Below are 24,438 nucleotides of genomic sequence, written 5' to 3'. Positions count from 1 at the left end.
TCAAGAATTGTGCCGAGCCGCTCCTATCTTTCCATCAGTCCAAACGAGTAAGGACAGAGGGGGTGGACTTCTATGCTATTTCTTTTTCAATCCGCTCACCTTGCGCAGGCGTTTGGCCTGCGAGCGGGCGTGTTCGATCGAGACTTGCGAACAGTCGGCATCTGCCAGTTCGTCGATTTCGTCGGCAGCCCGGTTGAGCATCTTCTTGAGCGCGAGCTTGTCCTGCTCGGCATTTCTTAGCTCGTGACGAAGTTCGCGCTCTTCCTGGGTCATGTGTAAATCATAATGAAATCACCGTGTTCGCTCAAGTGTGCGCTATTTCGGACCGTAAGTGCCGGTCACGGCTGCGATTTTGCAGGAAACAAAAGCGCGCGAGTAGCTATTATTCTTCATGGTCACACGGGGTGACTCGGTTGCCGCAGTACATTAGGCGCCGTGTATCTGCAGTATCGTAAGCATCAGAATGGACTTCGCTTGAACATCGATTTCGCCGCGCTTCTCGGAAAATCGCCGAACCCCTATATGGTGATGGACCCGGACCTCCGGCTGGTGTGGGTGAACGATGCCTATCTCGGCGCGACCATGCGCGAGCGCGAAGATATCATCGGGAAGCCACTGTTCGAGGCCTTTCCCAGCGATCCCGCGACGGAAAGCTACCGGCTGCTCGACGATTCCCTGCAACGCGTCCTGCGGACGGGGCAGGTCGATGAGCTCGCCCTTATCCGTTACGATATCACCGCGCCCGATGGAGGGATGCAAACCCATTACTGGAGCGCGACGCATACGCCGCTGCTCGATGATGCGGGTGCGGTCAAACTCATCCTGCAGCACACTGTGGACGTCACAGAGCTGCAGGAACTGAGGCAGCATCGCAAGCAGGCGGACCTCATCCGCCGGGCCGAAAAGGTCCAGTCGCGGAACGTCACCCTGGTGAGGGAAAGCAGGCGGCTCACCGAATTCTTCGACCAGGCTCCCGGTTTCGTCGCCGTTCTGGGCGGACCGGGCCATGTCTTCGAGATGGCGAATACGGCCTATCTTGAGCTGGTCGGCAGATCCGACATCGTGGGACGGACGGTCGAGGATTCGCTGCCCGAAGTGGTCGATCAGGGGTTCATCACCATTCTCGATCAGGTCTACGCCAGCGGCGAACCTTACATTGGCCGCCGCGAAAAGGTCATTCTGAACACCGCAGATGATGAGACCGGCACGCTGCGCTATCTGAACTTCATCTTCCAGCCTATCCTCAACCCCGAAAACGAAATTTCGGGGATCATCGTCCAGGGCTATGACATCACCGAAGAGGTCGCTTTCGAGGAGCGGCAGGACCTGCTGATCAACGAGCTGCAGCACCGGGTGAAGAACACGATCGCGGTGGTTCACGCGCTCGCGAAGCAGACCTTCAGGTCGGTCCCGGGGGCGGGCAGCGCCGTGGAGCAGTTTTCCGCGCGGCTGTCCGCCCTGTCCGCAGCGCACGGCCTGCTGACCGAGGGGAGCTGGCGGCCGACCTCTTTGCGCAGCCTGCTCCGCGCGACGCTCGGTGCCTCGCTGGGCGACTTGACCGGGCGCATCGGCATGGACGGGTCCGACCATCTGCTCGATCCGGAAACCGCGCTGGGCCTGACGATGACGGTCCACGAGCTAGCCACCAATGCGGTGAAATACGGCTCGTTGTCGGTGGACGATGGCACGGTTGCGATAGACTGGTCGGTCGAGAGCGCTGGCGATGACGATATCGTGCACCTGACCTGGCAGGAAAGCGGCGGCCCCCCGGTTGCCGAGCCAGAGCACAAGGGCTTCGGCACGCGCCTGATCGAACGCGGATCACACTCCGGCGGCGAAGCGGATGTGACGATGGAGTTTCTTCCTGGCGGACTGAAGTGCAGCCTCGCCATCCATGTCCCGAAGGACCCGCAATCGGCGGAATACGGCCGGCAGTTCGCCAAGTTCAAGCGGGCCTAGTGACGCCGGGCCTTACCGCTCAGGCCTCCTTCCACACGATCGGCTCGAACCCGCCATAGATCATGCGCTTGCCGTCGAAGGGCATTTCGCTCCCGTCGGCCGAGCCGAAATGTTCTTCCATACGCGGGTCGGCCATCATCTTTTCGTGGCTGGCGTCGGCGGTTTCCTTGTCGTCCCAGGTCACCCAGCTGAAGACGATACGCTCGCCTTCCTGCGCCTGAACCGCGCGGCGGAAATCGGTGGTGTGGCCATCCTTGACGTCCACTTCCCAGCATTCGATCTGCGACCGCGCACCATAGTCCTTCACGATGTCCCAGAATTTCTCGGCGACCTCGCGGTAGGCCTCCTTGTTGGCGGCAGGAACTGCGAGCACGAATCCGTTCACATACATTTCTCGTCTCCCGTTATGTTACCGTCAGGCGGCGGCGTCGAAGATGGTCTCGAACCCGCCAAAGATCATGCGTTTGCCGTCGAAGGGCATGTCGATTTCCTGCCAGCGCTCGTCGGTTTCCATCGTAGCCATGCAGGCATCGGCCGTCGCCTTGTCGGGCCAGACCACCCAGCTCAAGACGACGCTTTCCCCCTCTTCGCGCGCGACGGCGCGATGGAAATCGGTCTGCTTGCCCGCGGGGACATCGTCACCCCAGTTTTCCATCATCGAGAGCGCGCCATAGTCCTTGAACAGCGCCCATCCGGTCCTGGCAGAGGCGATATAGGCGTCCCTGTTTCCATCGGGCACGGGCTGGACGAAACCGCTGACATACATTTCGCTTCTCCTCTTCGGTCCTGCGGCAATTGCAAAATTCGCAGCCGCCGTTCGATCGCCGCCGGGCAGGTCCGTATCGCAGACACCATTGTCGCGACTCGGCACTTGAGAAATCTGCGCCCAATGGTTACTAAAAGCAACTATGAAGTTACAAAAGGAAACGAGGGGTCGGTCGAAGAGCGATGTGGCCGGGCACGGCCGCTGGTATGGCGACGCCTGCGGGACGGCGTTCGGCATGGAACTGGTGGGCGAGCGATGGTCGCTGCTGGTGGTAAGGGAACTGATGTTCGGAGCGCGGCGGTTTTCCGATCTGAGGGCCAGCCTGCCGGGCATTTCGGCCAAGGTACTGACTGAACGGCTCGAAACGCTTGAGGCGGCCGGAGTGCTGGCGAAGCGCAAGCTGCCCCCGCCCCACTCGGCTCAGGTGTATGAACTCACGCGCTGGGGCTATGCCGCCGAACCGATGATCCAGGAAATCGGCCGCTGGGCCGCCATGTCCCCGCAGCACGATCCGACGCTGCCGCTTTCCCCGGTGAGCTTCCTGCTCTCGCTGCGCACGATGTTCGATCCGGCAAGGGCGCAGGGGCAGAGCATGCGGATCGGCTTCCGTTTCCCCGATGCCGAATTCGTTGCCGAACTGAATCACGGCACGCTTCCCGTCGCCCGCGCCGCCCCCGAGCGATGCGATGCTATTTTCACCGCCCCCGCTGCCCCGGCGCTGGCAGCGATGTTTTACGGCGGAGTGCGCGCCGATGAGGTCGGCGTGACAATGGAAGGGAATGCCGATGCCGCCCAGCGCTTCATCGACATTTTCGAGTTGCCGGAGAAGATCAGCTAGGAGAGCCTCGGTAGCACGAGGACTTGGGCGGGGCTTGCAACCCGCTGCCCACGAATTTCACGACACCGCCACATAGCCGCCGATCGCGATCACCAGCGCTGCGAAGCCGCGTTCCAGCAGCCCTTCGCGCGCGCCCAGCTTCTTGCCGAGGGCGATGCCGGTCACGGCGCCTACCAGTCCGCCTGCCACGAGCAGCGCGGTGATGCCCCAGTCGACCAGCCCCGACAGCGCATAGGATGTCGCCGTGGTCAGCCCGAGCGCGCTGACGACCACGAGCGAGGTTCCGATGGCGAATTCCAGCGGCATGGCAGTCGCCAGGATCAGGCCCGGCACGATCAGGAAGCCTCCTCCGATGCCGAAAAAGCCTGCCGCAAGCCCGGTGCCGAGGCCGATGGGGACGAGCCGGGGCAGCAGCGTGCCCGCACTGGCCCGGTCGAGGCGCACGTCGGGCATTGGTGCCGCACGCCGCCTGCGCAGCATCGTCAGCCCCACGCCGATCATCAGCAGGCCGAACAGGACCAGCAGCCTGTCCCCGTCGACCGCCTTGCCGATCTCTGCGCCCAAGGCCGCGCCCGCCATACCCGCCAGCGCGAATACCGAGGCACAGCGCCATTTGACGCGCCCGGCGCGGGCATGGCCGGCAAGGCTCGTCAGGGCGTTGATGCTGACCGCGACGGCCGCGGTCCCGATCGCCGCATGGGTCGACTGGACCCCGACGACATAGACCAGCAGGGGCACGGCGAGGATCGACCCGCCGCCGCCGACCAGCCCGAGGATGAGCCCGATGACCCATCCGGCAGCAAGGCCCGCGGCGATCGCGCCCATGTCCATTGCCGTGTCAGTCGGCCGCCCGGCGGTTCCACGGCATCGCCCCCAGCAAATGGGCCATACCGCACCAGCCGGTCGATCCGGCCAGCAGCAGGCCCGCGCCGACCAAGCCCGCGAGGCCGAAGAATGCAGGCGTCCACAGGAAGCCCAGGATGACGCCGGTGAGGATCAGGATACCCGCCACGATCTGTACCTGGCGCATGATCTCGAGCGGCTGGCTCCTGTCGGCCAGCACCGGCTGCCCGTCCCTGCGCCAGCCGTCGATCCCGCCGCCGATCAGATAGGCAGGCGCGCCCGCAGCGGCGGCGGAAAGGCGCGCGGCATTGGCATCGGTGCGCATGCCCGACTTGCAGTGGAAGATCACCGGCGTCTCGCCGTGCGGCAGGTCCTCGATCCGCTCGAGCGGCAGATTGGCAGCGCCCAGAATACGCTCGCGCGCATGTTCGTCCGCCGCGCGGACATCCACCAGCCTCGCCCCGGCATCGATCATGCGCGCGGCTTCGGCGGGAGTAAGGGAAACACAGGTCATTCGGTCAGTCCTTGCAATAAAGCTGGTACAGCAGCGCGAGCAGCGTCTCGACGCGCGGGTCGGCAATCGCGTACCACAGCATCTGGCTTTCACGCCTATAGGAGACGAGGCCCTCCTCGCGCATCCTTGCAAGATGCTGCGAACAGGCGGGCTGCGACAGGCCGACTTCACGGGCCAGATCGCTCGCCGTCATCTCGCCGTGCTCGACCAGCTTGCACAGCAGCATCAGCCGCCGGCCGTTGCCCATCGCTTTGAGCGAGCCTGCGACCATGCCCGCCTTGGCTTCGAATGTTTTTAGATCCATCGAGTGCAGCATCGCCCCGTCTCCTTAAGCACTTGCTTATTTAGCATAACCTTATATATTAGCAAGGCCTGATGGAGCGAAGAATATGACCAAGCCCGTGATCGAAGCCTTTTTCGACGAAGCGACCCATACGATCAGCTACCTGCTGGGAGATCCGGCGACGCGGAAGGCCGCGGTGATCGACCCGGTTCTCGATTTCGATCTTGCCAGCGGCGCCGCCGACACCGGTTCGGCCGAACGCATCCTTGCCTTTGCGGAAGAAGGCGACTGGCAGATCGCCATGGTGCTGGAAACGCATGCCCATGCCGATCACCTCTCGGCAGCCCCCTTCATCAAGGCGCGGACCGGTGCCTGGATCGGGATCGGCGCGCGGATAAAGGATGTGCAGAAGATCTTCCGCCCGGTCTTTGCGATGGAGGATCTGGCGACCGACGGTTCCGATTTCGACCGGCTGTTCGGGGATGGGGAGCGATTTGCCATCGGCGAACTGGAGGTGCGCGTCATGCATGTGCCCGGTCATACGCCCGCCGATGTGGCCTATCTCGTCGCCGATGCCGCCTTTGTCGGGGACACGCTGTTCATGCCCGATTTCGGCACCGCCAGGGCGGATTTCCCCGGCGGCGATGCGCGCACGCTCTACCGCTCGATCCGCCGCCTGCTGGAGCTTCCGCGCGAGACGCGCCTGTTCCTGTGCCACGATTACAAGGCGCCCGGCCGCGACGACTATCGCTGGGAAACCACGGTGGGCGAACAGCTGCGCGCCAACGTCCATGCGGCCGAAGGGATGGACGAGGACGGCTTCGTCGCTCTGCGGGAAAGCCGCGACCAGGGCTTGGCCGTGCCCAAGCTGCTGCTCCCCTCGATCCAGGTGAACATCCGCGCCGGCCGGTTCGAGGAGGCGCAGGATAACGGCGTCACCTATCTGCGCATCCCGGTGAAGTGGACGGGTGGGCAGACATCGGATCCGGTCGCAGGCGAAGGCTCGGGGCAGACCTCAATTGAATAGCGCGTTGACGCAATTGTGAACGATCACAACTCTCCCTTTGCGTAAGGTGCGCCCTTCGCTACACCGCCGTCCAAGGAGAACAGGGGCGACCGGTGCAGGCAAGACACGCCGCCCATCGCCCCGTGGAGGAGAGAGATTTTGCGCCGACTGATGCTGCCCGCCCTGCCCCTGCTTCTGGCCGCCTGCGCCACCGCCGGCACGGTGTCCTCCCCGCACAGCGCGGCCACGGCGCAAACGGCCACGCTGGAAATCGACCGGGCCGCCTATGCCCGCCGCATGGAAGGCTTCTGGCTAGGGCAGAGCATCGCCAACTGGACCGGCCTCGTCACTGAAATGGACAAGATCGGCGGCGAAGGGCCGCATGGCGAATTCTACACGCGCGAGGATTGGGGCCAGCCCGATCAGCCCAGCATCTTCGATCCCGGCAAGCCCAGCCCGATCTCGCCGACCATCGATTTCGTGCTGCGCACGCCGGGCGAAAGCTGGGGCGCGGATGACGATACTGATATCGAATATATCTATCAGGACGCGCTGCTGAAGCACCGGACCAGCATGCTGACGCCGCAGCAAATCCGCCAGGCGTGGATCGACCATATCTATGACGAGAACAAGCCCACCCCCTATGGCGCCGACGAGACGGGCTATCAGAACTATCTCTGGGTCTCCAACCAGCGGGCGCACGAACTGATGCTGGCGGGGACGCTGCCTCCCGAAACCTCCGACCCCGCGCTCAATGAGCATTGGGAAATGATCGACGCCCAGCTTTCGACCGAGATTTTCGGCCTGTTCGCGCCGGGCCGCCCCGACATTGCGCTGCGCATGGCCGATCTGCCGATCCGCACCGCCGCGCGCGGCGAGGCGGCGGACATCGCCCGCTTCCATGTCGCTCTCCACGCATTGTCCGCGCGGGTCGATCCCGCGCGCCCGCTGGGGCCGCAATTGCGCGGCATCGCCGAAGAGGCCAGCCGCGTGCTGCCCGAAGGCGAATATCCGCTGGCGATGTACCGTTTCGTGCTCGCCCAGTATGAAAGCGGCGCCAGCTGGGAAGAAGCGCGCGATGCGGTTTACCAGCGCTATCAGGTCGAGATGCAGGATGGCTACGACATCTCGGCGCGCGGGCTCTATTGCAACGGCTGCTTTGCGGGCGGGATCAACTTCGCCGCCGGGCTGGTCAGCTATTTCTACGGCGAGGGCGATCTGCGCGACACCATCCGCATAGGCACGCTGGCGGGCTGGGATTCGGACAATCCCACCGCCACCTGGGGCGGGCTGATCGGCTCGATCATGGGCCGCGCGGCAATCGAGGAGGCGTTCGGCATGCCGCTGTCGGGCAGTTTCCACATCCACCGCACGCGCAAGGGCTTCCCGAACGACGGCTATGACGATTTCGCCGCCATGGGCGAACGCAGCCTCGAAATCGTGGACCGCGCCGTGACCGAGGAAGCCGGCGGCAGCATCGACCGCGCAAGTAACCGCTGGATCATCCCGCAGCCCTGACTAGCGTTTGTCTCACCCGTAGCGCTGGGGAAGCCAACAAAATTGCGGCAAATGCCCGGTGCCAGCAATACTCTTGCATTTACTGCAAGCAGCACGAGATTTTTTGCACTTGCGAAGAATCATGCTGCACCGCACAATCATCATGTCTTGGGAGGCCGCTCACCCTAATCACTCTGTTTGGAGAACGATTATGCGCCGCCTGCTTATCCCTGCCCTGGCTTCGGCCATGTGCCTTTCCGCCGCCCCTTCGAGCGCCGCGCCCAACGAGATCGAAGTACGCATCTCTCACGCGGATCTCGACCTGTCGAACCCCGCCCATTTCGAGGAGGTCCGCACCCGGATCGCCGACGCCGCAAAGCGCGCCTGCGAAGTACGGACTTCGGTCACCACCTCGGGACGGATCGTCGACAAGGAATGCGTCGCCGACGTGACCGAGAAGGCGCTCGCCCAACTCGAAAGCCGCCGCGCCCGCCAACTGGCCTACAACGCGCGCTGACCCTTACACCAGACCAGAAAACCGGGCCTTCGCGCCCGGTTTTTTGTGTGCGTGACCGCCGTTCGGGTCCTGGCTTGCATGCCCATCCGGTTGACACCGACAGGCGGCGAAACAAAAACTCGGCCATCCTAAAAAACGCCTGCATTTCCGCCGCTTCTGGCTTTTAAGTCACACGGCTTCTGTCAACTTCCAGCCGCACCGACGCTTCCTCCCAAATTCCGTGCCGACCGCAACGTGAAGCCTCCTCTCTCGCCGGGTGATTCCCGCCGTGGTGGCAGAAAGCGAGGCTGTAGGAAAACGGCTTTCGCAGGCGGCCCGGTTCTTTGGACACGCAGCTTCGAATTGCTGGCTGCCCTTCCCGCGAACTTACTGCGCCTCATCCCCATCGGGAAGCGGGGTGCAATTTAGTTTGAGGCCGTATTCCGCCAGCCAGTCCGCGCCGGTGGGTAAGAGGAATTGCAGCGCCTCGGGCAGCAGGCGGTGGAGCGTGGTGGCATGGACGACATCCCCCCGGCGATCGGCCAAACACGCCTTCGAGCCTGCCGCGAGCCGCAGGATGCCCTCTTCGGTTGCCCCGCCCTCATCCGCCAGCGACAGGAAGAGCGGCGGGCTATTCTCCGCCTCCGCCCCGGCCACACGGCGCGACAGCGACTGGTCATCCCACTGGAGGCTGGGCGAGAGCGCGGCATAGCCGTCGAAAAGCCCGGGCGTCTGTGCCCATGTCTCGACCACGAAATGCCCGGCGGCGCTTTCACCGATCAGATAGGCGCGGCCATCGGTCCGGTACTCGGACCGCAGCAGGGGCAGGACGGTATCGGCCAGCCACGCCCTGACCGCGGCGCTGTTTCCGGCGGTGGGATAGCGTTCCTGCTCCTCCGCATTCCGCGTCGGCGGCAGCAATTCGCGCTGGCGATCGACGGTTTCCACCCCCACGAAGATGGCGGGCGCGCTGCGCTGCCAGAGCTGGTTCCACCGTTCCATGCCGAGTGCGAGGAAGAAATCCTGCGCCAGCCCGCCATCCAGCACGACCACCAGCGGATGGGCCGCCTCCCCGGCATCGTAACCGGCAGGCGGCACCACATTGATACGCCGCTCCGCATCCTCGATCTCGGCAGTGTAGGAAGTACCGATGATGAGCGGCTGCGACACGGGTGCGTTCTGCGCGGCGAGCGGTGAAGCGAAGAAAGCCAGCCCAAGTCGCAAAACTGCGCGCATAAAGTGATCAGATCGTTTCACAGCCTTACAACCCCCACTTTGATCGAACCATCGACCGTCATCGGCGATCAAAATGGCAGAAAGACGCCGCATAGGGAAATGGATAAGATGGCGGGTATTGAGGTGGATTGCCGCGTCGCCTGCGGCTCCTCGCAATGACGTTTGAAAGATTACCTCTTCATTGCGAGCCGTAGGCGTGCCGAAGGCGGCCATTATGCCCAACCAATCCATGGAGCGAGAGTTGCGATTTCCTGGGATTTTGGGTTGCAAGTGTGAGTGGGGATGGAGTGCGAAGATGGTTACACGCCACTGCCCGCTCCTCACGTCCGCTTTCGACTCTGCGCGAAAAGATCCTGAGGTCTGATCTTTGGGTGGAAAGCGGACGATGCGGTATTACAAAGAAGCATGGCAGAGAGTGTCGACCCGCGAGAATTATTCCAGCGAGTAAAGGAGCTGTGGCCCCTGTCGGTGGTGCTTGGGGATAACCCTCTGGTTGCTCTTAACGCGATCTATTGGCCGCTTGAGGAACGTCTCGGCAATAATGATGATGAATGGCTTAGTTTAGGAGCTTGGGCATTTCATCAGGGATTACACGAAATGGCCGAGGTGGTAGCTGCAAACACAGGATCGACGGTCTCCTCGCGAGAGATGAGATTTTCAACTTTCGATCGGTGGATCCGCTTCAATCTTGAAGGCGATGATAGTTGGGCTGAGGAATTAGCCGAATGGCTGTCCAAGCGATAAAGGTCGGCTGTCAGGCAATGCTGCAAACTTGCCCAAGGTCCGCAATTGGGTGGAAAGCGGCCTTCAGAAATCGCTTAACGGAGCCGCTGTTCATCCAAGATAATCACTGCCTCCGCGGAGACTTCGAAGTTACCGGTTTCAGCGAGTTCCACCAGTGTGCTGACTATCGGCGAACAATCGTAGTTTCTAAGGCAATGTACCAGCGTTCCACGATTCTTTATGAGTTCCGGCCGTTGAATCAATTCTACGAGAAGCTGAAAAAGCCTTGTTTCCTTCTTGTCAGAAAGCTCCAGCGCGAGCGAGTTCCGCTCCAAGTGACTATCAGTCACTACAAGGCGATGCAGTTTCTCCAAGATTTCAGTTTCGTCCATAAATTCATTCTGACTGAAGCCGCTGATGACCGCAATCGGGTCGTTAGCGGAATGTCGGCTTTTACCCTCCAACCACCCATCGGCAGACATTCGTTTCGCCCATTCCTAACCGCTCCGTGCTCGCGCACCGCCGCACATAATCCCGCCAAAGCTCGAAACATGTTGAAGCCATCGCGCCGCCCTTTCATAGCGCGCTGATGACCGACACCGTATTCGTCCTCAACGGCCCCAATCTCAACCTTCTCGGCCAGCGCGAGCCGGAGATCTACGGGCACCAGACGCTCGCCGATATCGAGGAGATGCTGGCGCAGCAGGCCGAAGAGCTGGGACTAGGAATCAGTTTTCACCAGACCAATCACGAAGGCCAGCTGATCGACTGGCTGCATGACGCCAACCGGCAGGAAGCCCGCGCCGTGCTGCTGAACGCGGCGGCCTACACCCACACCTCGATCGCGCTGCTCGATGCGATCAAGGCGATCGAGGTGCCCGTGATCGAGGTTCACCTCTCCGATCCGGAGACGCGCGAGGAATTTCGCCACCTGTCCTATGTCGGGATGGCCGCCGCAGACTGCGTGAAAGGCCTCGGCGCGCGCAGCTATTCCGTAGCGTTGGAGAAGGCTGCGGCTCTCTAAAACCCCGCCCTGCCCCTTGTCTTGCGCGGCGAGCGGTAGCATAGGCGCGGGCGAAAACTAACAAGGGACCATTTCATGGCCGATCGCAAAGGCGCCGGTAATTCCGGCATGAATGTCGACACCTCGCTCGTACGCGAACTGGCAGAGATGCTGGGCGACACCGGGCTGACCGAAATCGAAGTCGAGGACGGCGAGCGCAAGATCCGCGTATCGCGCGGCGGTGTGGCCATGGCCGCAGCTGCCCCGGCCCCCGTGGCCGCCGCGGCACCTGCCGCCGCCCCGGCAGCGCCTGCAGCCCCCGCCGGCGACGCCGCTGCCCCGGCCGCCGATACCGCCGGTGCGATCAAGTCGCCCATGGTCGGCACGGTCTATCTCGCCCCCGAACCGGGCGCATCGGACTTCGTGAAGGTCGGCGACAGCGTGAAGGAAGGCCAGACCCTGCTCATCGTGGAAGCGATGAAGGTGATGAACCCGATCACTGCCGAAAAGGCCGGTACGGTAAAGTCGATCCTGGTCGAAAACGCGCAGCCGGTCGAATTCGACCAGCCGCTCGTCGTCGTCGGATAAGGGCCGGTTCGTGGGCATTTCACGCATATTGATCGCCAATCGCGGCGAAATCGCGCTGCGCATCCACCGCGCCGCACATGAAATGGGTATCGAGACGGTCGCGGTGCATTCCACCGCCGATACCGATGCCATGCATGTGCGCCTGGCCGACCACGCCGTCTGCATCGGTCCGCCGGCAGCGGGCGACAGCTATCTCAATGTCGCCAACATCATTTCGGCCGCCGAAATCGCGCAGGCCGATGCGATCCACCCGGGCTATGGCTTCCTGTCGGAAAACGCCAAGTTCGCCGAGATCGTGGAAGCGCACGACATTGCCTGGATCGGCCCCAAGCCCGAACATATCCGCACCATGGGCGACAAGGTCGAAGCCAAGCGCACCGCGGGCGCCCTGGGCCTGCCGCTGGTGCCGGGCAGCGACGGCGCCGTGTCGGATTTCGACGAGGCGCGCCGCATCTCTGCGGAAATCGGCTATCCCGTCATCATCAAGGCGGCATCGGGCGGCGGCGGCCGCGGGATGAAGGTCTGCGAAAGCGAAGACCAGCTCGAAACCCTGATGCAGCAGGCCGGCAGCGAGGCGAAAGCCGCTTTTGGCGATGCCACCGTCTATATCGAGAAATATCTCGGCAATCCGCGCCACATCGAATTCCAGGTCTTCGGCGACGGGCGCGGCAATGCCGTGCATCTGGGCGAGCGCGATTGCTCGCTCCAGCGCCGCCACCAAAAGGTGCTCGAAGAGGCGCCCTCGCCCGTCATCAGCCATGAAGAGCGGATGCGGATGGGCGAAGTCTGCGCCTCTGCCATGCGCGACATGGCCTATCGCGGTGCGGGCACGATCGAATTCCTGTGGGAAAACGGCGAGTTCTACTTCATCGAGATGAACACCCGCCTGCAGGTCGAACATCCGGTGACCGAGATGATCACCGGCATCGATCTGGTGCGCGAACAGATCCGCGTGGCCGATGGCAAGGACCTGTCCTGCAAGCAGGACGACATCACCTTCACGGGCCATGCGATCGAATGCCGCATCAATGCGGAAGATCCGTTCACCTTCGCGCCCAGCCCCGGCAAGATCACCTATTATCACGCGGCAGGCGGCATGCATGTGCGCGTGGATAGCGGCATCTACGCGGGCTATTCGATCCCGCCCTATTACGACAGCATGATCGCCAAGCTGATCGTCTATGGCCGCGACCGCGAACGGTGCATGATGCGCCTGAAGCGCGCGCTGGAGGAAATGGTCATCGAAGGCGTGAAGACCAGCGTGCCATTGCACCAGGCGCTGCTCGAACAGGACGACGTGAAGAGCGGCGACTATTCGATCAAATGGCTCGAAGAATGGCTGAAGACGCGCGAGATCTGAGAGCGGTCTTGCGTCGCTGAAATGGCGGCCGTCGGAGACTTTTCAGGCGCGAAAATCGTCCTGAAATGCGAAAATCGGCTGCTCACCTATCTCCGCGACGACAAGCCAGGCATTCCCTTCCCCGGCCTGTGGGATTTGCCGGGCGGAGGGAGAGAAGCCGGCGAAACCCCTGCCGAATGCGCCATGCGCGAGGCCTGTGAGGAATTCGGTCTCCACATACCTGTCGGCAGGATCGTCTGGAGCCGCCGCTACCCCAGTCCCTCCGGCGGCATAGACAGCCATTTTCTGGTCGCTCCCTTGCTGACGCGCGAGATCGAACAGATCACATTCGGGAGCGAGGGGCAGCGCTGGCAGATGATGACCGTGGAGCGCTTCCTCACCCGGAAAGATGCCGTCCCCGCCCTGCAGACGCGGCTGGCCGATTACATCGCAGAGTGTGGACCGTCTGGACCGTAACCCCTCTTGCGGGGTGCGTGACACCGGCGGTGCGGGCCAAACCGCGGCCTTCCTGCCAGCGTGCGTTGCAATGCCGCGCGTGCCTTGCTAGGCGCGCCGCGTCATCTGGGGAGTAGCCCGCTGCCTCGTGCAGTTCCCTCGCGTCAACATACTCGTCCGAGAGGGCGTGGCGCAGGGGTTCGAATGGTTTCGTTCGGGCAAGACCAATGGCACCTGACTTCCGTCCGGCCGGGCGGGAGGTCCGGTGCCGTTGCAGTCTTGAAGCCCGGCCCGGAGATCATCATTGGAAGCCCTGTTCACCTCCACCGCAGTCGTGGCGCTGGCCGAAATCGGCGACAAGACCATGCTGCTGGCCATCGTGCTGGCCACCCGGTTCCGCAAGGCCCTGCCCGTCGTCATGGGTATATTGGTGGCGACGCTGGCCAACCACGCGCTGGCGGCGCTGGTCGGGCATTCGATTGCCAATCTGCTCGAAGGACAGTGGTTTCGCATCGCGGTCGGGGTGAGCTTCCTGGCCATGGCCGCCTGGACGCTGGTGCCCGACCGGCTGGACGAAGACGAAGAGCCCAAGGCTGCGCGCTTCGGCCCGTTCCTGACGACCACCATCGCCTTCTTCATTGTCGAGATCGGTGACAAGACGCAGGTCGCCACGATTGCCCTTGGCGCACAGTTCCAGAGCGTGCTGCTGGTCACTTTGGGCACGACGTTGGGCATGATGCTGGCGAATGTACCCGCCGTCTATTTCGGGCGCGCGATCGTGGAGCGGGTTTCGCTGCGGCTCGTCCGCACGATTGCCGCGCTGCTGTTCTTCGCGATCGGTATCTGGGTCGTGGCTGACGCACTCGCGCTCTAGCCCATGCAGACGGGCGCCGAGGGCGGCAGGATCAGTCGAAAGTGAAGCCTGCCGCCTTGGCTTCCGCCATGATTTCCTCGCCCGTCATCCGGCGATGGCCGCCTTCTATCCGGCACCAGTCCGCCCGCTCGTCGACGAAAATCTCTTTTTCGATCGGAAGCCCTGCAGCCCCGTCGAACAGGCCCGCGGAGAAGCTGCGGTTGCCCGTGGGCAGAAAACGGAACCACAGGGTGCTGCCGCAAGTCCGGCAGAAAGCACGCTCCGCCCAGGCGCTGGAGCGATAGACCCTGGCGCTATCCTCGCCAGCGACCGTCACGGAATCGCCGGTCAGCGCGGCATAATAGGCCCCGCCCCAGCGGCGGCACATGCTGCATTGGCAGATTTCAACGCTGCTGCCGACGCCGTCCAGTTCGACTGTCACGGCGCCGCAGAGGCAGTGTCCCGCAAGGGCTCCGCTCAAAGCGGAACCCCCGGATCGTTCTTGCTGGTGCGGATCGTCAGCGACGTTTTCACGCTGGCGACATTGGGCGCGGGCGTCAGCTTGCTGGTCAGGAATTCCTGGAAGCTCTGCAAATCGCGACTGACGATCTTGATGATGAAATCGATCTCGCCGTTGAGCATGTGCACTTCGCGCACTTCGGGCAGATCCTTCATCGCGACCTCGAATTCGCGCAGTGAGTCCTCGGCCTGGCTCTTGAGACTGACCATCGCGAAGACCGTGATCGAAAAACCGAGCTTCGACGGGTCGAGTTCCGCGTGATAGCCGCGAATGACGCCCTCTTCTTCCAGCGCGCGTACACGGCGCAGGCAGGGAGGTGCGGTGAGACCGACGCGATGCGCCAGCTCGACATTGGTAATTCTGCCCTCGTCCTGCAATTCGGCGAGCAAGCGACGATCAATATCGTCCATATTGGCCATGCCAGTCTTTCCTCAAGCCAGAGATACGCCTATCGAAAGATAAGCCGCACACGAAATGTTGGTGTGGCGTAATGATCCGAATGGCTAACATTATTTTGTTTGCCAGCAATCGAATGCTTTTGCAACGGCGGCCGATACGGTTCTCGGTAAACGACAGTTTTACCATTTACTGATACAAAGGCTTTGCCGATCGCGCGCCTTATGGACTGGCGGGTCGATGCGGCACTCATGGAGATAGAATGCATTTCGACGACCGCCTTGCCACCGTGTTGCGCCTGCGCGCATCCGGCAGGCGTGCGGCAATGACGCAGTTTCGCCAGCTGATCGACCTGCTCGGCGAACGGTCGGAAGGCGGCGATCCGGCGCTGGAAACTGCGGCATATCTCCGGCTCATCGCGCTTGGCGAGGAAATTCCCACAACGGAGCGCGTTGCGCTGGTGGCGGAGCATGGCTGGCGTTTCCGCAACCCCGATCTGGTGAAATGGTTCGGTGAAGAACATCCCCATATCGCAGCCGCTGCCCTTGCCCGGGCGCAGCTTCGGCCGGAAGAATGGGTCGAACTGATACCCTCCCTGCCGATCCGCGCCCGCGGGTTCCTGCGGCACCGCGGCGATTTACCCCCCGCCGCAGTGAGAGTGCTCGACCATCTCGGTGTTGCGGACAGGGCGCTGCCCCGCCCCGAGCCCGTCGCCGAGCCGGAAGACCGCCAACCGTCTCCGCAGCCTTCCCCTGCGCCTGCGCCTGCGCCTGCGCCCAAGGACCCTGCGCGGGTCCTTCCGGGCAAGGAAGATGTAAAGGCTCTGCTCGCACGGATCGAAGGCTTCATCCACGATCGCAATGCGCCCGGTGCAGCTGCTTCAGAAAAGAAATCCGCGCCCAAGGCGGCCCCCGAACAGATTGACCATTTCCTGTTCGAAGCGAGTTCCGAAGGCCGGATCGAATGGACCGAAGAAGAGATTCTTCCCATGGTCTATGGAACCGACCTCAAGAAACTGGGCTCGGGCAGCACCGTGGAAGCCATCGCGCGGCGGCAACCCATGCGCGACACGCTAGTGGCGCTGCGCGGGGCGCCGCGCATCGAAGGCAAGTGGATCGTCGATGCCACCCCGCGATTCGACCCCGGCAATGGCCGGTTCCTTGGCTATGTCGGTCTTTTCCGCCGCTTCGGCGAAGCTGCTACCGAGGGCGGCGAACAGGCTGATCGGCTGCGGCAGGTGCTGCACGAATTGCGGACCCCGGTGAACGCGATGCAGGGTTATGCAGAAATGATCCAGCAGCAGGTCATCGGCGCAGTGCCGCATGCCTATCGCTCCATTGCGGCGACCATAGCGGGTGATGCGGCGCATGTCCTTGCAGGCCTGGAAGAGCTGGAACGGCTCGCCCGGCTGGAGACGAATACGCTGGAGTTGGAGCCGGGATCGAGCGATTTCGCGCGGATTCTCAAGACCCAGGTCACACACTTGCAGGGTGTCCTCCAGCCGAAAGTCGCGCGAATCGAGGCCGATCTGGGCGATCGCACTGCCCCTGTCGCGCTTGCGGAAACCGAGGCAGAGCGCCTGGCATGGCGCCTACTGGCAACGCTCGCAGGCTCTGTGGGTGCTGGCGAGACGATCAGGATCGAATTACTGGCGCAGGCCCAGTGTTTACGGCTTGCCGCCGAAATCCCCGCTGCCCTGCGCAATTCGGCCGATATTTTCACCATCGAATCGCGCAGCTCCAGCGGTGTTCTGAGCGCCGGGATATTTGGCATCGGCTTCTCTCTCCGCCTCGCCCGGGCAGAAGCACGCGCGGCGGGGGGTGATCTTGTCTGCAGCGGCGCCGACATGATCCTGTCCCTGCCATTATGCGTTGCAGACGAGCCGCTTTCTGCACCGGAAAATGCCACTGGGTGACAAAAGCGCGTTTTCGCGGCTTGCCCTTCACGACACACGCGGCTAGGCGGCGGTTCGAGCCTTCACGGACGGTCCCTTGGGGGCCCGTAGCTCAGTTGGTTAGAGCTGGCCGCTCATAACGGCTAGGTCGCGGGTTCGAGTCCTGCCGGGCCTACCAACCGTCCGGCTTGAAGATCGACGTTAGTGTCGGGGAGTGGCGCAGCCTGGTAGCGCACCTGTTTTGGGTACAGGGGGTCGCAAGTTCGAATCTTGTCTCCCCGACCACACGTCGATCGATTGCAAGGAGCCTGACCTGACCGCCGGCCCCGCCCCCATTCCTTCCCAAGCGCGCCTCGATACACGGGCGATCTGGGCGATTGCCCTGCCTGCCATGGTGACGAATGTCGCCACGGCGCTGATCGGCATCGGCGACATGTGGATCGTGGGCCAACTGGGCGACGCGCCCACTCAAGGGGCGGTCGACGTAGGGGCGCGGCTGTTCGCCGTCCTTTTCACAGTCATGAATTTCCTCAAGACGGGCACCACCGGGCTGGTGGCGCAGGCAGGCACACGCTCGGGCGCGCAGGCTCAGGCCATGGTGCTCCTGCGCGGTTTGCTGGTCGGGCTGTCGATCGCGCTCCTGCTCCTGCTGGTAAAACCGTTCGTACTCCCTCTCGCCCTCGATGCTCTGGGCGCGACTGGTTCGGTGCGCGAGGCAGCGGATGTCTATGCGGATATCCGCTACTGGAGCGCCCCGGCGGTCATGGCGAACTTCGCGGCGATCGGCTTCCTGGTTGGCCAGCGCCGCATGAAGACCGTGCTTGTGGTCGAGGTGCTCTATAATCTGCTGAATGTCGGGCTCGGCCTATGGTTCGTGCTCGGTCTGGATTGGGGTATTGCCGGTATCGGCTGGTCGAGCTTCATTGCCGAATTCGCCAAGCTGGCGCTGCTGGCGGCGATCCTGCTGGGAAGCGCCACCGGCCGTTCACTGATCGAAAGTATCCGCAGCGGCGGCATCGCCAGCCTGTCGGCGCTCAAACCCTTCCTTGCCGTCAATCGCGACCTGTTCCTGCGCACGCTGGTGCTGGTGATCGCCATGGCCGGCTTGACCCGCCTTTCGGCAGAGCGCGGCGCGGTGGTGCTGGCCGCCAACGGCATCCTGTATCAGCTCTTCGTTTTCACCGCCCTGCTGCTCGACGGGTTCGAGAATGCGGCACAGGTGCTGAACGGCGAGCGGGCGGGTGCACAAGACCGCAAGGGTTTCACCTTCTATATCCGGGCGATCCTGTGGCGCGGCATGGCGGCGGCGGCGCTGCTTGCCGGGGCCTTTGCCCTTTTGGCGGACCCGATCCTGGCGAGTTTTGCCGCGACCGAAGCGGTAAGGATCGAGGCGCAGAGCCTTGCCCCGTGGCTGATCGTGATACCTTTTGCGGGCCTCGCGGGCTTCGTGCTCGATGGTATCTTCGTGGGCGCCAGCTGGACGCGGGCGCTGCTGCTGACCATGGTTGGCGCTGGTTTGGTCTATGCGCTGGCCCTGTGGCTGAGCTGGCCGCTCGGCAGCCATGGCCTGTGGCTGTCGTTCAGCCTTTTCCTGCTGGCCCGCGCGGCCTTCCAGCTTGCCTTGCTACCCCGCCTGATCAAGCGCGAATTCACGCGCTGACCAGAACCGGCGCGGCGCGCCTTACTCGGCGCTGCCTTCTTCGCGCCGGATCGGCTGGGGGTGATTGGCCATCACATCCACCACCGCAGTCCACACTGCGACATTCTGCCGCAGCTGCGCAGGATCGATCTTGTCCAGCGTATCGTCGGCGGTGTGGTGCAGATCGAAATAGCGGGTCCCGTCCTGCTGCAGATCGATGAGCGCGCCGTCCTGATCGCGTACGACATTGAGATCCGCCCCGCCAGTCGCCACGCCTGCTGCGGGGGCGACACCGAAGCGGGCCACTGCGCTTGCCAGCTGTCGGAAAAGTTCGGGATCGTTGCGTGTGAAATTGGTTTCGATGCGCCATATCCGGTCGGCCCCGAAATCGCTTTCCAGACCGACGAAGAAGGGCTCGTCAGCATGCGCCGCGGCATAGGCGCGCGAACCCCACAGGCCGGTTTCCTCCGCACCCGCAAACAGCACGCGGATCGTGCGCAGCGGCTGGCCCTGCGCGGCCACATGGTTCGCCGCAGCCGCAGCGATCCCGCAGCCCGCGCCATCATCGATCGCGCCGGTACCCAGATCCCAGCTGTCGAGATGACAGGCGAGCAGGACTGGCGGCAGCGACGGATCGCGGCCCACGATTTCGCCAACGACATTGCCGCTTTCGGTCGTGCCGAGATCGCGCGGGGTCATCACCAGCTTCATCCGTATCGGCTGGCCATCGGCGCGGGCGAACATGCGTTCGAGATTGTCGGCATCGGGATTGGACAGCGCGCCTGCGGGCGTCGGACGGACGCCTTCGGCAAAGGTCGTGGTGCCAGTGTGGGGCACGCGGTGACTGTCGGTCCCGACAGAACGGATGACCGTGGCCACCGCGCCCTTGCTTGCCGCCAGCGAGGGAGCCGTCCAGCGCGCCGGTCCGGCAAAGCCATAATGCGAACCATCTTGCGCCGCGCGCATCCGGTGGCTGACGAAGGCGATCTTGCCCTTCAGGCTACCCGGCGCGGCAGCTTCGAGATCGGCATAGGACGGGAAGTAAACCACCTCTGCCTCGATCCCTTCCGGGCCGGTTGACGACGTAGTCGAAAGAGCGGTGATCGCCATCGGCTGGGCATAGGGCGCCACGATCTGCGCGGTTTCCGTGCCGCGCACCCAGGTGTCCATTTCGAACGGCTCGTTGGCGACATTGGCAAAGCCATTGGCGCGCAGCCAGTCCAAGGCCCAGACGCGCGCCCTCGCCTCCTGTTCGGTACCGGGCATGCGCGGCCCGATTTCGGTGGTGATGCCTTCGACGAAATCCCAGGCGATCGTGTCGCTTTCCAGCGCCTGGTCGGCACGGTCGGCGGCTGCGGGAACGGAGAGCGAAAGCGCGGCAAGCGCGATGAGCGATCTGGTCATGGCGTGGCTAGCTATCACTCCCAGCGGCAAAGCCAAGCCCTGTCTTATCGCCCTGCGACCTTGCCCATTGGCGCCGCCACGACTATCTGCGCCCCCAACTTTCCCGTTCTTACAGATCAAATCCAAGGATTCGCCCGATGGCCGCGCAATACGCCTTTGTCATGAAGGACATGACCAAGACTTTCCCCGGTGCCAACAAGCCGGTGCTCAGCAATATCAACCTGCAGTTCTATCAGGGCGCGAAGATCGGCATCGTGGGCCCCAACGGCGCGGGTAAATCGACGCTGATCAAGATCATGGCCGGCATCGACACCGATTTCACCGGCGAAGCCTGGCCGGGCGAGAACATCACCGTCGGCTATCTGGAGCAGGAGCCCGAGCTCGACGAGAGCAAGACCGTGCTCGAAAACGTCAAGGACGGCGCCCGCGAAGTGGCCGACATGGTCGAGCGCTTCAATGCGATCGGCATGGAAATGGGCGAGGAAGACGCCGATTTCGACGCGCTCAGCACCGAGATGGCGGAACTCCAGGACAAGATCGATGCGGTCGACGGGTGGACGCTGGACAACCAGCTCGAAGTCGCGATGGAAGCTCTGCGCTGCCCGCCGGGTGACTGGCCGGTGACCGACCTGTCGGGTGGTGAAAAGCGCCGCGTCGCCCTCACCCGCCTGCTGATCCAGAAGCCTTCCATCCTGCTGCTGGACGAACCGACCAACCACCTCGACGCCGAGTCGGTCCAGTGGCTTGAAAACCACCTCAAGGAATATGCCGGTGCGGTGCTGATGATCACCCATGACCGCTACTTCCTCGACAATGTGGTGGAATGGATCCTCGAACTCGACCGCGGGTCCTACTATCCCTACGAAGGCAACTACTCGACCTATCTCGAGAAGAAGGCCAAGCGCCTGGAGCAGGAAAGCCGCGAGGAATCCGGGCGCTCGAAGGCCCTGTCGCGCGAACTCGAATGGATCCGGCAGACGCCCAGTGCGCGCCAGACCAAGTCCAAGGCACGTATCCGCAAGTTCGAGGAACTGCAGGAAAGCCAGAAAGACCGGCGTCCCGGCAAGGCGCAGATCGTCATCCAGGTGCCCGAGCGTCTGGGCGGCAAGGTCATTGAAGCCAACAACATCACGAAGGCTTACGGCGACAAGCTACTGTTCGAAAACCTCAGCTTCATGCTGCCCCCCGGCGGCATCGTCGGCGTGATCGGGCCGAACGGCGCGGGTAAATCGACCCTGTTCAAGATCCTGACCGGCAAGGAAGAACCCGATAGCGGCACGGTGGAAATCGGCTCGACCGTCCACCTCGGCTATGTCGACCAGAGCCGCGATCACCTGAACCCCAAGAACAACGTTTGGGAAGAGATTTCGGACGGCCTCGATTACATGAAGGTCAACGGCCACGACACTTCGACCCGTGCCTATGTCGGCGCGTTCAACTTCAAGGGCGCGGACCAGCAGAAGAACGTCGGCAAGCTCTCGGGCGGTGAACGCAACCGCGTCCACATGGCCAAGATGCTGAAGGAGGGCGGCAACGTCCTGCTGCTGGACGAACCGACCAACGATCTCGACGTGGAAACGCTGGGCGCGCTCGAGGAGGCAATCGAAAACTTCGCCGGCTGCGCCGTGGTCATCAGCCATGACCGCTTCTTCCTCGACCGCCTGGCAACGCATATCCTCGCGTTCGAAGGCGATAGCCACGTCGAATGGTTCGAGGGCAACTTCGAGGCTTACGAGGAAGACAAGCGTCGCCGCCTGGGCGATGCTGCGGATCGTCCGACCAGGTTGGCGTATAAGAAGTTGACTAGGTAGGAGGACCTTCCCACGGAGCCGTATTCAAAACTAGCTTGTATACGGCTCTTCCCGCTTCAAATATCTTTTTGTGGGCCTCACTAATTTCCGAAAGCTCGATTGGCCTCACTTCCATTCTGAGCTGACCTCTTGCGGACATCTTGCTTATTCGCATTTCACCGGATTCGCCCGGACCAATAAGTTGGTGCATAAAAATATTACGCAGTCCCTGGGCTTCTCGGACTTGTGCCACGATGGCCTTGTAATTTTTCAGGTGTTTTTCTGTTTCTTGGTGCGCAGCACACAAAGAACTAAACATATCTAGACGCTGCGGAAAGCTTGAATGAAAAGTGAGGATCGTAAACGTTGGATCTATCGGGTCGTTATACCCAGCCAATTTTTGTAACATGAGGTCGAACATCCTTTCGAATGTCGACCACGCTTTAACAACCTTGCCTAACTCAACGAGCCACTCGTCGGGCAAATAATCAGGTTCGTGGTCCACAACGCTTTCTCTCAACAAAAAGGGGCGGGTTTCCCCGCCCCCCGGTTAGGTCAAGAGCCAAACCAACACCACTATCCACCTAGCGATGGCAGCAATATCAATCTTCGTCTCAACTTTCACCTCGACTTGGGTTTTCGGCATAACCGATCTCCCAGGTCGCGGCGCGCCGCCGACCTGAAAGGTGAGCGGGATTCGCGGCCATTTTTCGGATTAGTCCCCGTCAATGGCTTCCGGACTGACTTCCACACACGCGTATGTTTCCGTCTGGTGGTGTGCCGTGCGGGGCCAGTCAGCACTCCAAAAGGAGGTTAACCAACTGGGGATGCCGCCCACCGATCTCAGTCAAGGTTGGTGGGCGCCTTGGCTAACGCTCCAACTCAAGCTGTAAATCCTTCGTACATCAACCAAGAACAAACTAGCAACTATCGCCAAAAATCGGCTGGGGATAAAGCTTTCGTTCAAGTTACGTCGCATCAGGCTTAGGTATCGCTAGCAATGTCGCCCCAGTAAAATTGCCACCCCGCCCTCGTTTGAAACAACCGCGCGCAAGTCATCCGAACCGCGGGTGCGTAGCCTGACGGCGCAATTCCCTCGCACCGTACGCACGAAGTTCAAAGGATGTCCATGACTGGTCGCGGTCAGCGGTGACACGGTGATCGTCGACTACGTCCTTAAGCGAGGCGACAGCGAGTAAGTCGGATGGACCGGCAGCCGCCCCTACCCCTCTTCTCCCTCCACACGGTCCTTCGCCGTGTCCTCCTCGAACTCTTCCATCACCTCGTTCGCCTCGTCCTCGTCCTCGGCGCTGGGCCCCTCGACGTTTTCGTTGCGGCTGCGGGCCGATTCAGGGTCGAGGCACAGGCGCGCCATGAAGGGGCGGTGGTCGGAGCCGACCGATTTGCCGACCTCCATCTCGCCCAGCAGGAATTCCTCGGTCACGAACAGGTGATCGAGCGGCCAGCCCAGCCACACCATGCTGGCAGGGAAGCTGGCATAGGTGCCGCGGCCCTTGCGCGGGTCCAGCAAGCCGCCGATGTCTGTGAACAGGCGCGTGGTGTCGGACCACGCGACATCGTTGAAATCGCCGATGGCCAGCACCGGCATCGCCAGATCGCGCGCCATGCGGGCGGCGACGACGATTTCCGCGTCGCGCTCTTCCGTATCCTGCTTCGGCTTGGGCGGACGGGGGTGCAGACCGATCACGCGGAAGCTGTGCCCGCCGGCTTGCAGCGTGGCGAAGACCGAAGGCGTGTCCTTTTGCGCCAGATCCTGGATCGACGCATTGCTCATCGGCAGGCGCGATGCGAACATGATGCCGTAGGTATTGTCCAGCGGCCGGTCGATCCGCCCCGGATAGCCTTCCAGCACGCCCGCCACGGCATCGGCCCAGGCCTGATCGGTCTCAGTCAGCAGGACGATGTCGGGATCGAGGCCCCGGATCAGGTCGATCGTGCGGCCGTATTCGCGGTTCTTCTGGAGGACGTTGAGAGTAAGCAGGCTGAAGCAACCCTCCCCCCGGCCCTCGCCCTCGGCGACCTGCGCGATATCGACCGGCACCAGCGGCGTATAAGGGAGAACACGGTAGAACTGCCAGGTACTGGCCACGATCAGCGCCAAGGGTACCCAGGGCCGCCATGCCTTGTCGACGAACCACAAGACAAAGGCACTGGCGATCATGGCAAGCAGGATCTGGATCCGCGGGAAATCCCAGATGCGGATCCACCACTGGTTGAAATCGGTCGTGCTCATGAGCGACCCCGCCACCAGTGCGATGGCGAAAATACGCAAGACCCAGATGCTTAACTTGCGCCACCCATGGGCGCCCGTACCGATTATCCTAGACACAAGCCCCCCCTAAGCAGACGACGAGAGGCAGGCGCTACAGGGAGA

General features: G+C 62.6%; 27 protein-coding genes and 2 tRNA genes. 16 read left to right on the top strand and 13 right to left on the bottom strand.

What is annotated here, in order from left to right:
* Positions 1–75 precede the first annotated feature (75 nt).
* The gene (locus tag ACI2I1_RS07755; RefSeq protein WP_404678650.1) at positions 76–273 is read right to left on the bottom strand and encodes a hypothetical protein; all 198 of its coding nucleotides are present in this window, start codon (positions 271–273) and stop codon (positions 76–78) included.
* Between the two features lie 201 nt (positions 274–474).
* On the opposite strand from ACI2I1_RS07755, the gene ACI2I1_RS07750 reads away from it, so the two are divergent.
* A complete protein-coding gene (locus ACI2I1_RS07750) occupies positions 475–1,959 on the top strand; it encodes a sensor histidine kinase (RefSeq protein WP_404678649.1) in 1,485 nt (494 codons plus the stop codon).
* Positions 1,960–1,978: 19 nt separating this feature from the next.
* Here ACI2I1_RS07750 and ACI2I1_RS07745 read toward each other — a convergent pair whose 3' ends face one another.
* Positions 1,979–2,350 (bottom strand): DUF1428 domain-containing protein, encoded by a 372-nt coding sequence (locus ACI2I1_RS07745; protein WP_404678648.1) that lies wholly within the window; start codon positions 2,348–2,350, stop codon positions 1,979–1,981.
* 24 nt (positions 2,351–2,374) lie between these two features.
* Positions 2,375–2,725, bottom strand: coding sequence for a DUF1428 domain-containing protein (locus tag ACI2I1_RS07740; protein WP_404678647.1), 351 nt, complete (start codon positions 2,723–2,725; stop codon positions 2,375–2,377).
* A 142-nt stretch (positions 2,726–2,867) separates the two neighbouring features.
* Here ACI2I1_RS07740 and ACI2I1_RS07735 point away from each other — a divergent pair, with 142 nt between their 5' ends.
* Positions 2,868–3,563: a winged helix-turn-helix transcriptional regulator gene (locus ACI2I1_RS07735; RefSeq protein ID WP_404678646.1), complete on the top strand. Its 696-nt coding sequence runs from the start codon at positions 2,868–2,870 to the stop codon at positions 3,561–3,563.
* Between the two features lie 57 nt (positions 3,564–3,620).
* On the opposite strand, the gene ACI2I1_RS07730 is transcribed toward ACI2I1_RS07735, so the two are convergent.
* Genes ACI2I1_RS07730 through ACI2I1_RS07720 form a run of 3 tightly spaced genes read right to left on the bottom strand, consistent with a single transcriptional unit; the run spans position 3,621 to position 5,236 of the window.
* Positions 3,621–4,394, bottom strand: coding sequence for a sulfite exporter TauE/SafE family protein (locus ACI2I1_RS07730; RefSeq protein ID WP_404678645.1), 774 nt, complete (start codon positions 4,392–4,394; stop codon positions 3,621–3,623).
* Positions 4,395–4,401: 7 nt separating this feature from the next.
* On the bottom strand, positions 4,402–4,920 hold the full coding sequence (locus ACI2I1_RS07725) for a rhodanese family protein (protein ID WP_404678644.1): 519 nt from the start codon (positions 4,918–4,920) through the stop codon (positions 4,402–4,404).
* 4 nt (positions 4,921–4,924) lie between these two features.
* Positions 4,925–5,236, bottom strand: a complete 312-nt coding sequence (locus tag ACI2I1_RS07720; RefSeq protein WP_404678643.1) for an ArsR/SmtB family transcription factor — start codon at positions 5,234–5,236, stop codon at positions 4,925–4,927.
* Positions 5,237–5,309: 73 nt separating this feature from the next.
* On the opposite strand from ACI2I1_RS07720, the gene ACI2I1_RS07715 reads away from it, so the two are divergent.
* The 3 genes from ACI2I1_RS07715 to ACI2I1_RS07705 all read left to right on the top strand — a co-directional run bounded on the left by ACI2I1_RS07715 (position 5,310) and on the right by ACI2I1_RS07705 (position 8,223).
* Positions 5,310–6,230 carry an MBL fold metallo-hydrolase gene (locus tag ACI2I1_RS07715; RefSeq protein WP_404678642.1) on the top strand — a complete coding sequence of 307 codons (921 nt, stop codon included), beginning with the start codon at positions 5,310–5,312 and terminating at the stop codon, positions 6,228–6,230.
* Between the two features lie 138 nt (positions 6,231–6,368).
* Complete coding sequence (locus ACI2I1_RS07710) at positions 6,369–7,727, top strand: ADP-ribosylglycohydrolase family protein (protein ID WP_404678641.1); 1,359 nt, start codon at positions 6,369–6,371, stop codon at positions 7,725–7,727.
* Between the two features lie 190 nt (positions 7,728–7,917).
* Entirely contained in the window at positions 7,918–8,223 is a 306-nt protein-coding gene (locus tag ACI2I1_RS07705; RefSeq protein WP_221541927.1) for a UrcA family protein, read from the top strand.
* A gap of 366 nt (positions 8,224–8,589) precedes the next feature.
* Here the strand turns inward: ACI2I1_RS07705 and ACI2I1_RS07700 are convergent, their stop codons facing one another.
* Positions 8,590–9,372, bottom strand: coding sequence for an alpha/beta hydrolase (locus tag ACI2I1_RS07700; RefSeq protein WP_404678640.1), 783 nt, complete (start codon positions 9,370–9,372; stop codon positions 8,590–8,592).
* Positions 9,373–9,843: 471 nt separating this feature from the next.
* Between ACI2I1_RS07700 and ACI2I1_RS07695 the strand changes: the two genes are divergently transcribed.
* Entirely contained in the window at positions 9,844–10,182 is a 339-nt protein-coding gene (locus tag ACI2I1_RS07695) for a hypothetical protein (protein WP_404678639.1), read from the top strand.
* A 74-nt stretch (positions 10,183–10,256) separates the two neighbouring features.
* Here the strand turns inward: ACI2I1_RS07695 and ACI2I1_RS07690 are convergent, their stop codons facing one another.
* Complete coding sequence (locus ACI2I1_RS07690; RefSeq protein ID WP_404678638.1) at positions 10,257–10,643, bottom strand: hypothetical protein; 387 nt, start codon at positions 10,641–10,643, stop codon at positions 10,257–10,259.
* 107 nt (positions 10,644–10,750) lie between these two features.
* Here ACI2I1_RS07690 and aroQ point away from each other — a divergent pair, with 107 nt between their 5' ends.
* The 5 genes from aroQ (at position 10,751) to ACI2I1_RS07665 (ending at position 14,421) form a co-directional block, all read left to right on the top strand.
* Complete coding sequence (gene aroQ / locus ACI2I1_RS07685; RefSeq protein ID WP_404678637.1) at positions 10,751–11,185, top strand: type II 3-dehydroquinate dehydratase; 435 nt, start codon at positions 10,751–10,753, stop codon at positions 11,183–11,185.
* Positions 11,186–11,260: 75 nt separating this feature from the next.
* On the top strand, positions 11,261–11,752 hold the full coding sequence (gene accB, locus ACI2I1_RS07680) for an acetyl-CoA carboxylase biotin carboxyl carrier protein (RefSeq protein WP_404678636.1): 492 nt from the start codon (positions 11,261–11,263) through the stop codon (positions 11,750–11,752).
* Positions 11,753–11,762: 10 nt separating this feature from the next.
* Positions 11,763–13,112, top strand: a complete 1,350-nt coding sequence (gene accC, locus ACI2I1_RS07675) for an acetyl-CoA carboxylase biotin carboxylase subunit (protein ID WP_404678635.1) — start codon at positions 11,763–11,765, stop codon at positions 13,110–13,112.
* Positions 13,113–13,133: 21 nt separating this feature from the next.
* Positions 13,134–13,568 (top strand): NUDIX hydrolase, encoded by a 435-nt coding sequence (locus ACI2I1_RS07670; RefSeq protein WP_404678634.1) that lies wholly within the window; start codon positions 13,134–13,136, stop codon positions 13,566–13,568.
* A gap of 283 nt (positions 13,569–13,851) precedes the next feature.
* Positions 13,852–14,421: a TMEM165/GDT1 family protein gene (locus ACI2I1_RS07665; RefSeq protein ID WP_404678633.1), complete on the top strand. Its 570-nt coding sequence runs from the start codon at positions 13,852–13,854 to the stop codon at positions 14,419–14,421.
* Between the two features lie 31 nt (positions 14,422–14,452).
* Here the strand turns inward: ACI2I1_RS07665 and ACI2I1_RS07660 are convergent, their stop codons facing one another.
* Both ACI2I1_RS07660 and ACI2I1_RS07655 read right to left on the bottom strand, forming a co-directional pair.
* Positions 14,453–14,842, bottom strand: coding sequence for a GFA family protein (locus tag ACI2I1_RS07660; RefSeq protein ID WP_404678632.1), 390 nt, complete (start codon positions 14,840–14,842; stop codon positions 14,453–14,455).
* A 35-nt stretch (positions 14,843–14,877) separates the two neighbouring features.
* Positions 14,878–15,339, bottom strand: coding sequence for an Lrp/AsnC family transcriptional regulator (locus ACI2I1_RS07655; RefSeq protein WP_221541934.1), 462 nt, complete (start codon positions 15,337–15,339; stop codon positions 14,878–14,880).
* A 239-nt stretch (positions 15,340–15,578) separates the two neighbouring features.
* Here ACI2I1_RS07655 and ACI2I1_RS07650 point away from each other — a divergent pair, with 239 nt between their 5' ends.
* The 4 genes from ACI2I1_RS07650 (at position 15,579) to ACI2I1_RS07635 (ending at position 18,870) form a co-directional block, all read left to right on the top strand.
* Positions 15,579–17,231: a sensor histidine kinase gene (locus ACI2I1_RS07650; protein WP_404678631.1), complete on the top strand. Its 1,653-nt coding sequence runs from the start codon at positions 15,579–15,581 to the stop codon at positions 17,229–17,231.
* An 80-nt stretch (positions 17,232–17,311) separates the two neighbouring features.
* Positions 17,312–17,388: transfer RNA gene (locus ACI2I1_RS07645), tRNA-Ile, on the top strand.
* Positions 17,389–17,418: 30 nt separating this feature from the next.
* Positions 17,419–17,495 (top strand) — tRNA-Pro (locus ACI2I1_RS07640).
* Between the two features lie 106 nt (positions 17,496–17,601).
* Entirely contained in the window at positions 17,602–18,870 is a 1,269-nt protein-coding gene (locus ACI2I1_RS07635; protein WP_404678630.1) for an MATE family efflux transporter, read from the top strand.
* Positions 18,871–18,891: 21 nt separating this feature from the next.
* On the opposite strand, the gene ACI2I1_RS07630 is transcribed toward ACI2I1_RS07635, so the two are convergent.
* Positions 18,892–20,253 (bottom strand): M20/M25/M40 family metallo-hydrolase, encoded by a 1,362-nt coding sequence (locus tag ACI2I1_RS07630; RefSeq protein ID WP_404678629.1) that lies wholly within the window; start codon positions 20,251–20,253, stop codon positions 18,892–18,894.
* 137 nt (positions 20,254–20,390) lie between these two features.
* Between ACI2I1_RS07630 and ettA the strand changes: the two genes are divergently transcribed.
* On the top strand, positions 20,391–22,064 hold the full coding sequence (gene ettA / locus ACI2I1_RS07625) for an energy-dependent translational throttle protein EttA (protein WP_221541938.1): 1,674 nt from the start codon (positions 20,391–20,393) through the stop codon (positions 22,062–22,064).
* On the opposite strand, the gene ACI2I1_RS07620 is transcribed toward ettA, so the two are convergent.
* Both ACI2I1_RS07620 and ACI2I1_RS07615 read right to left on the bottom strand, forming a co-directional pair.
* Positions 22,057–22,566 carry a hypothetical protein gene (locus tag ACI2I1_RS07620; protein ID WP_404678628.1) on the bottom strand — a complete coding sequence of 170 codons (510 nt, stop codon included), beginning with the start codon at positions 22,564–22,566 and terminating at the stop codon, positions 22,057–22,059. The genes ettA and ACI2I1_RS07620 overlap by 8 nt on opposite strands.
* Positions 22,567–23,265: 699 nt before the next feature.
* Complete coding sequence (locus tag ACI2I1_RS07615; RefSeq protein ID WP_404678627.1) at positions 23,266–24,336, bottom strand: endonuclease/exonuclease/phosphatase family protein; 1,071 nt, start codon at positions 24,334–24,336, stop codon at positions 23,266–23,268.
* Positions 24,337–24,438: the final 102 nt, after the last annotated feature.

Source organism: Qipengyuania sp. NPDC077563 (assembly GCF_044901345.1).
Classification (GTDB): Bacteria; Pseudomonadota; Alphaproteobacteria; order Sphingomonadales; family Sphingomonadaceae; genus Qipengyuania; species Qipengyuania aestuarii.
The sequence above is the reverse complement of the archived record's forward strand: the minus strand, read 5'-3'. Positions and strand labels throughout refer to the sequence as shown.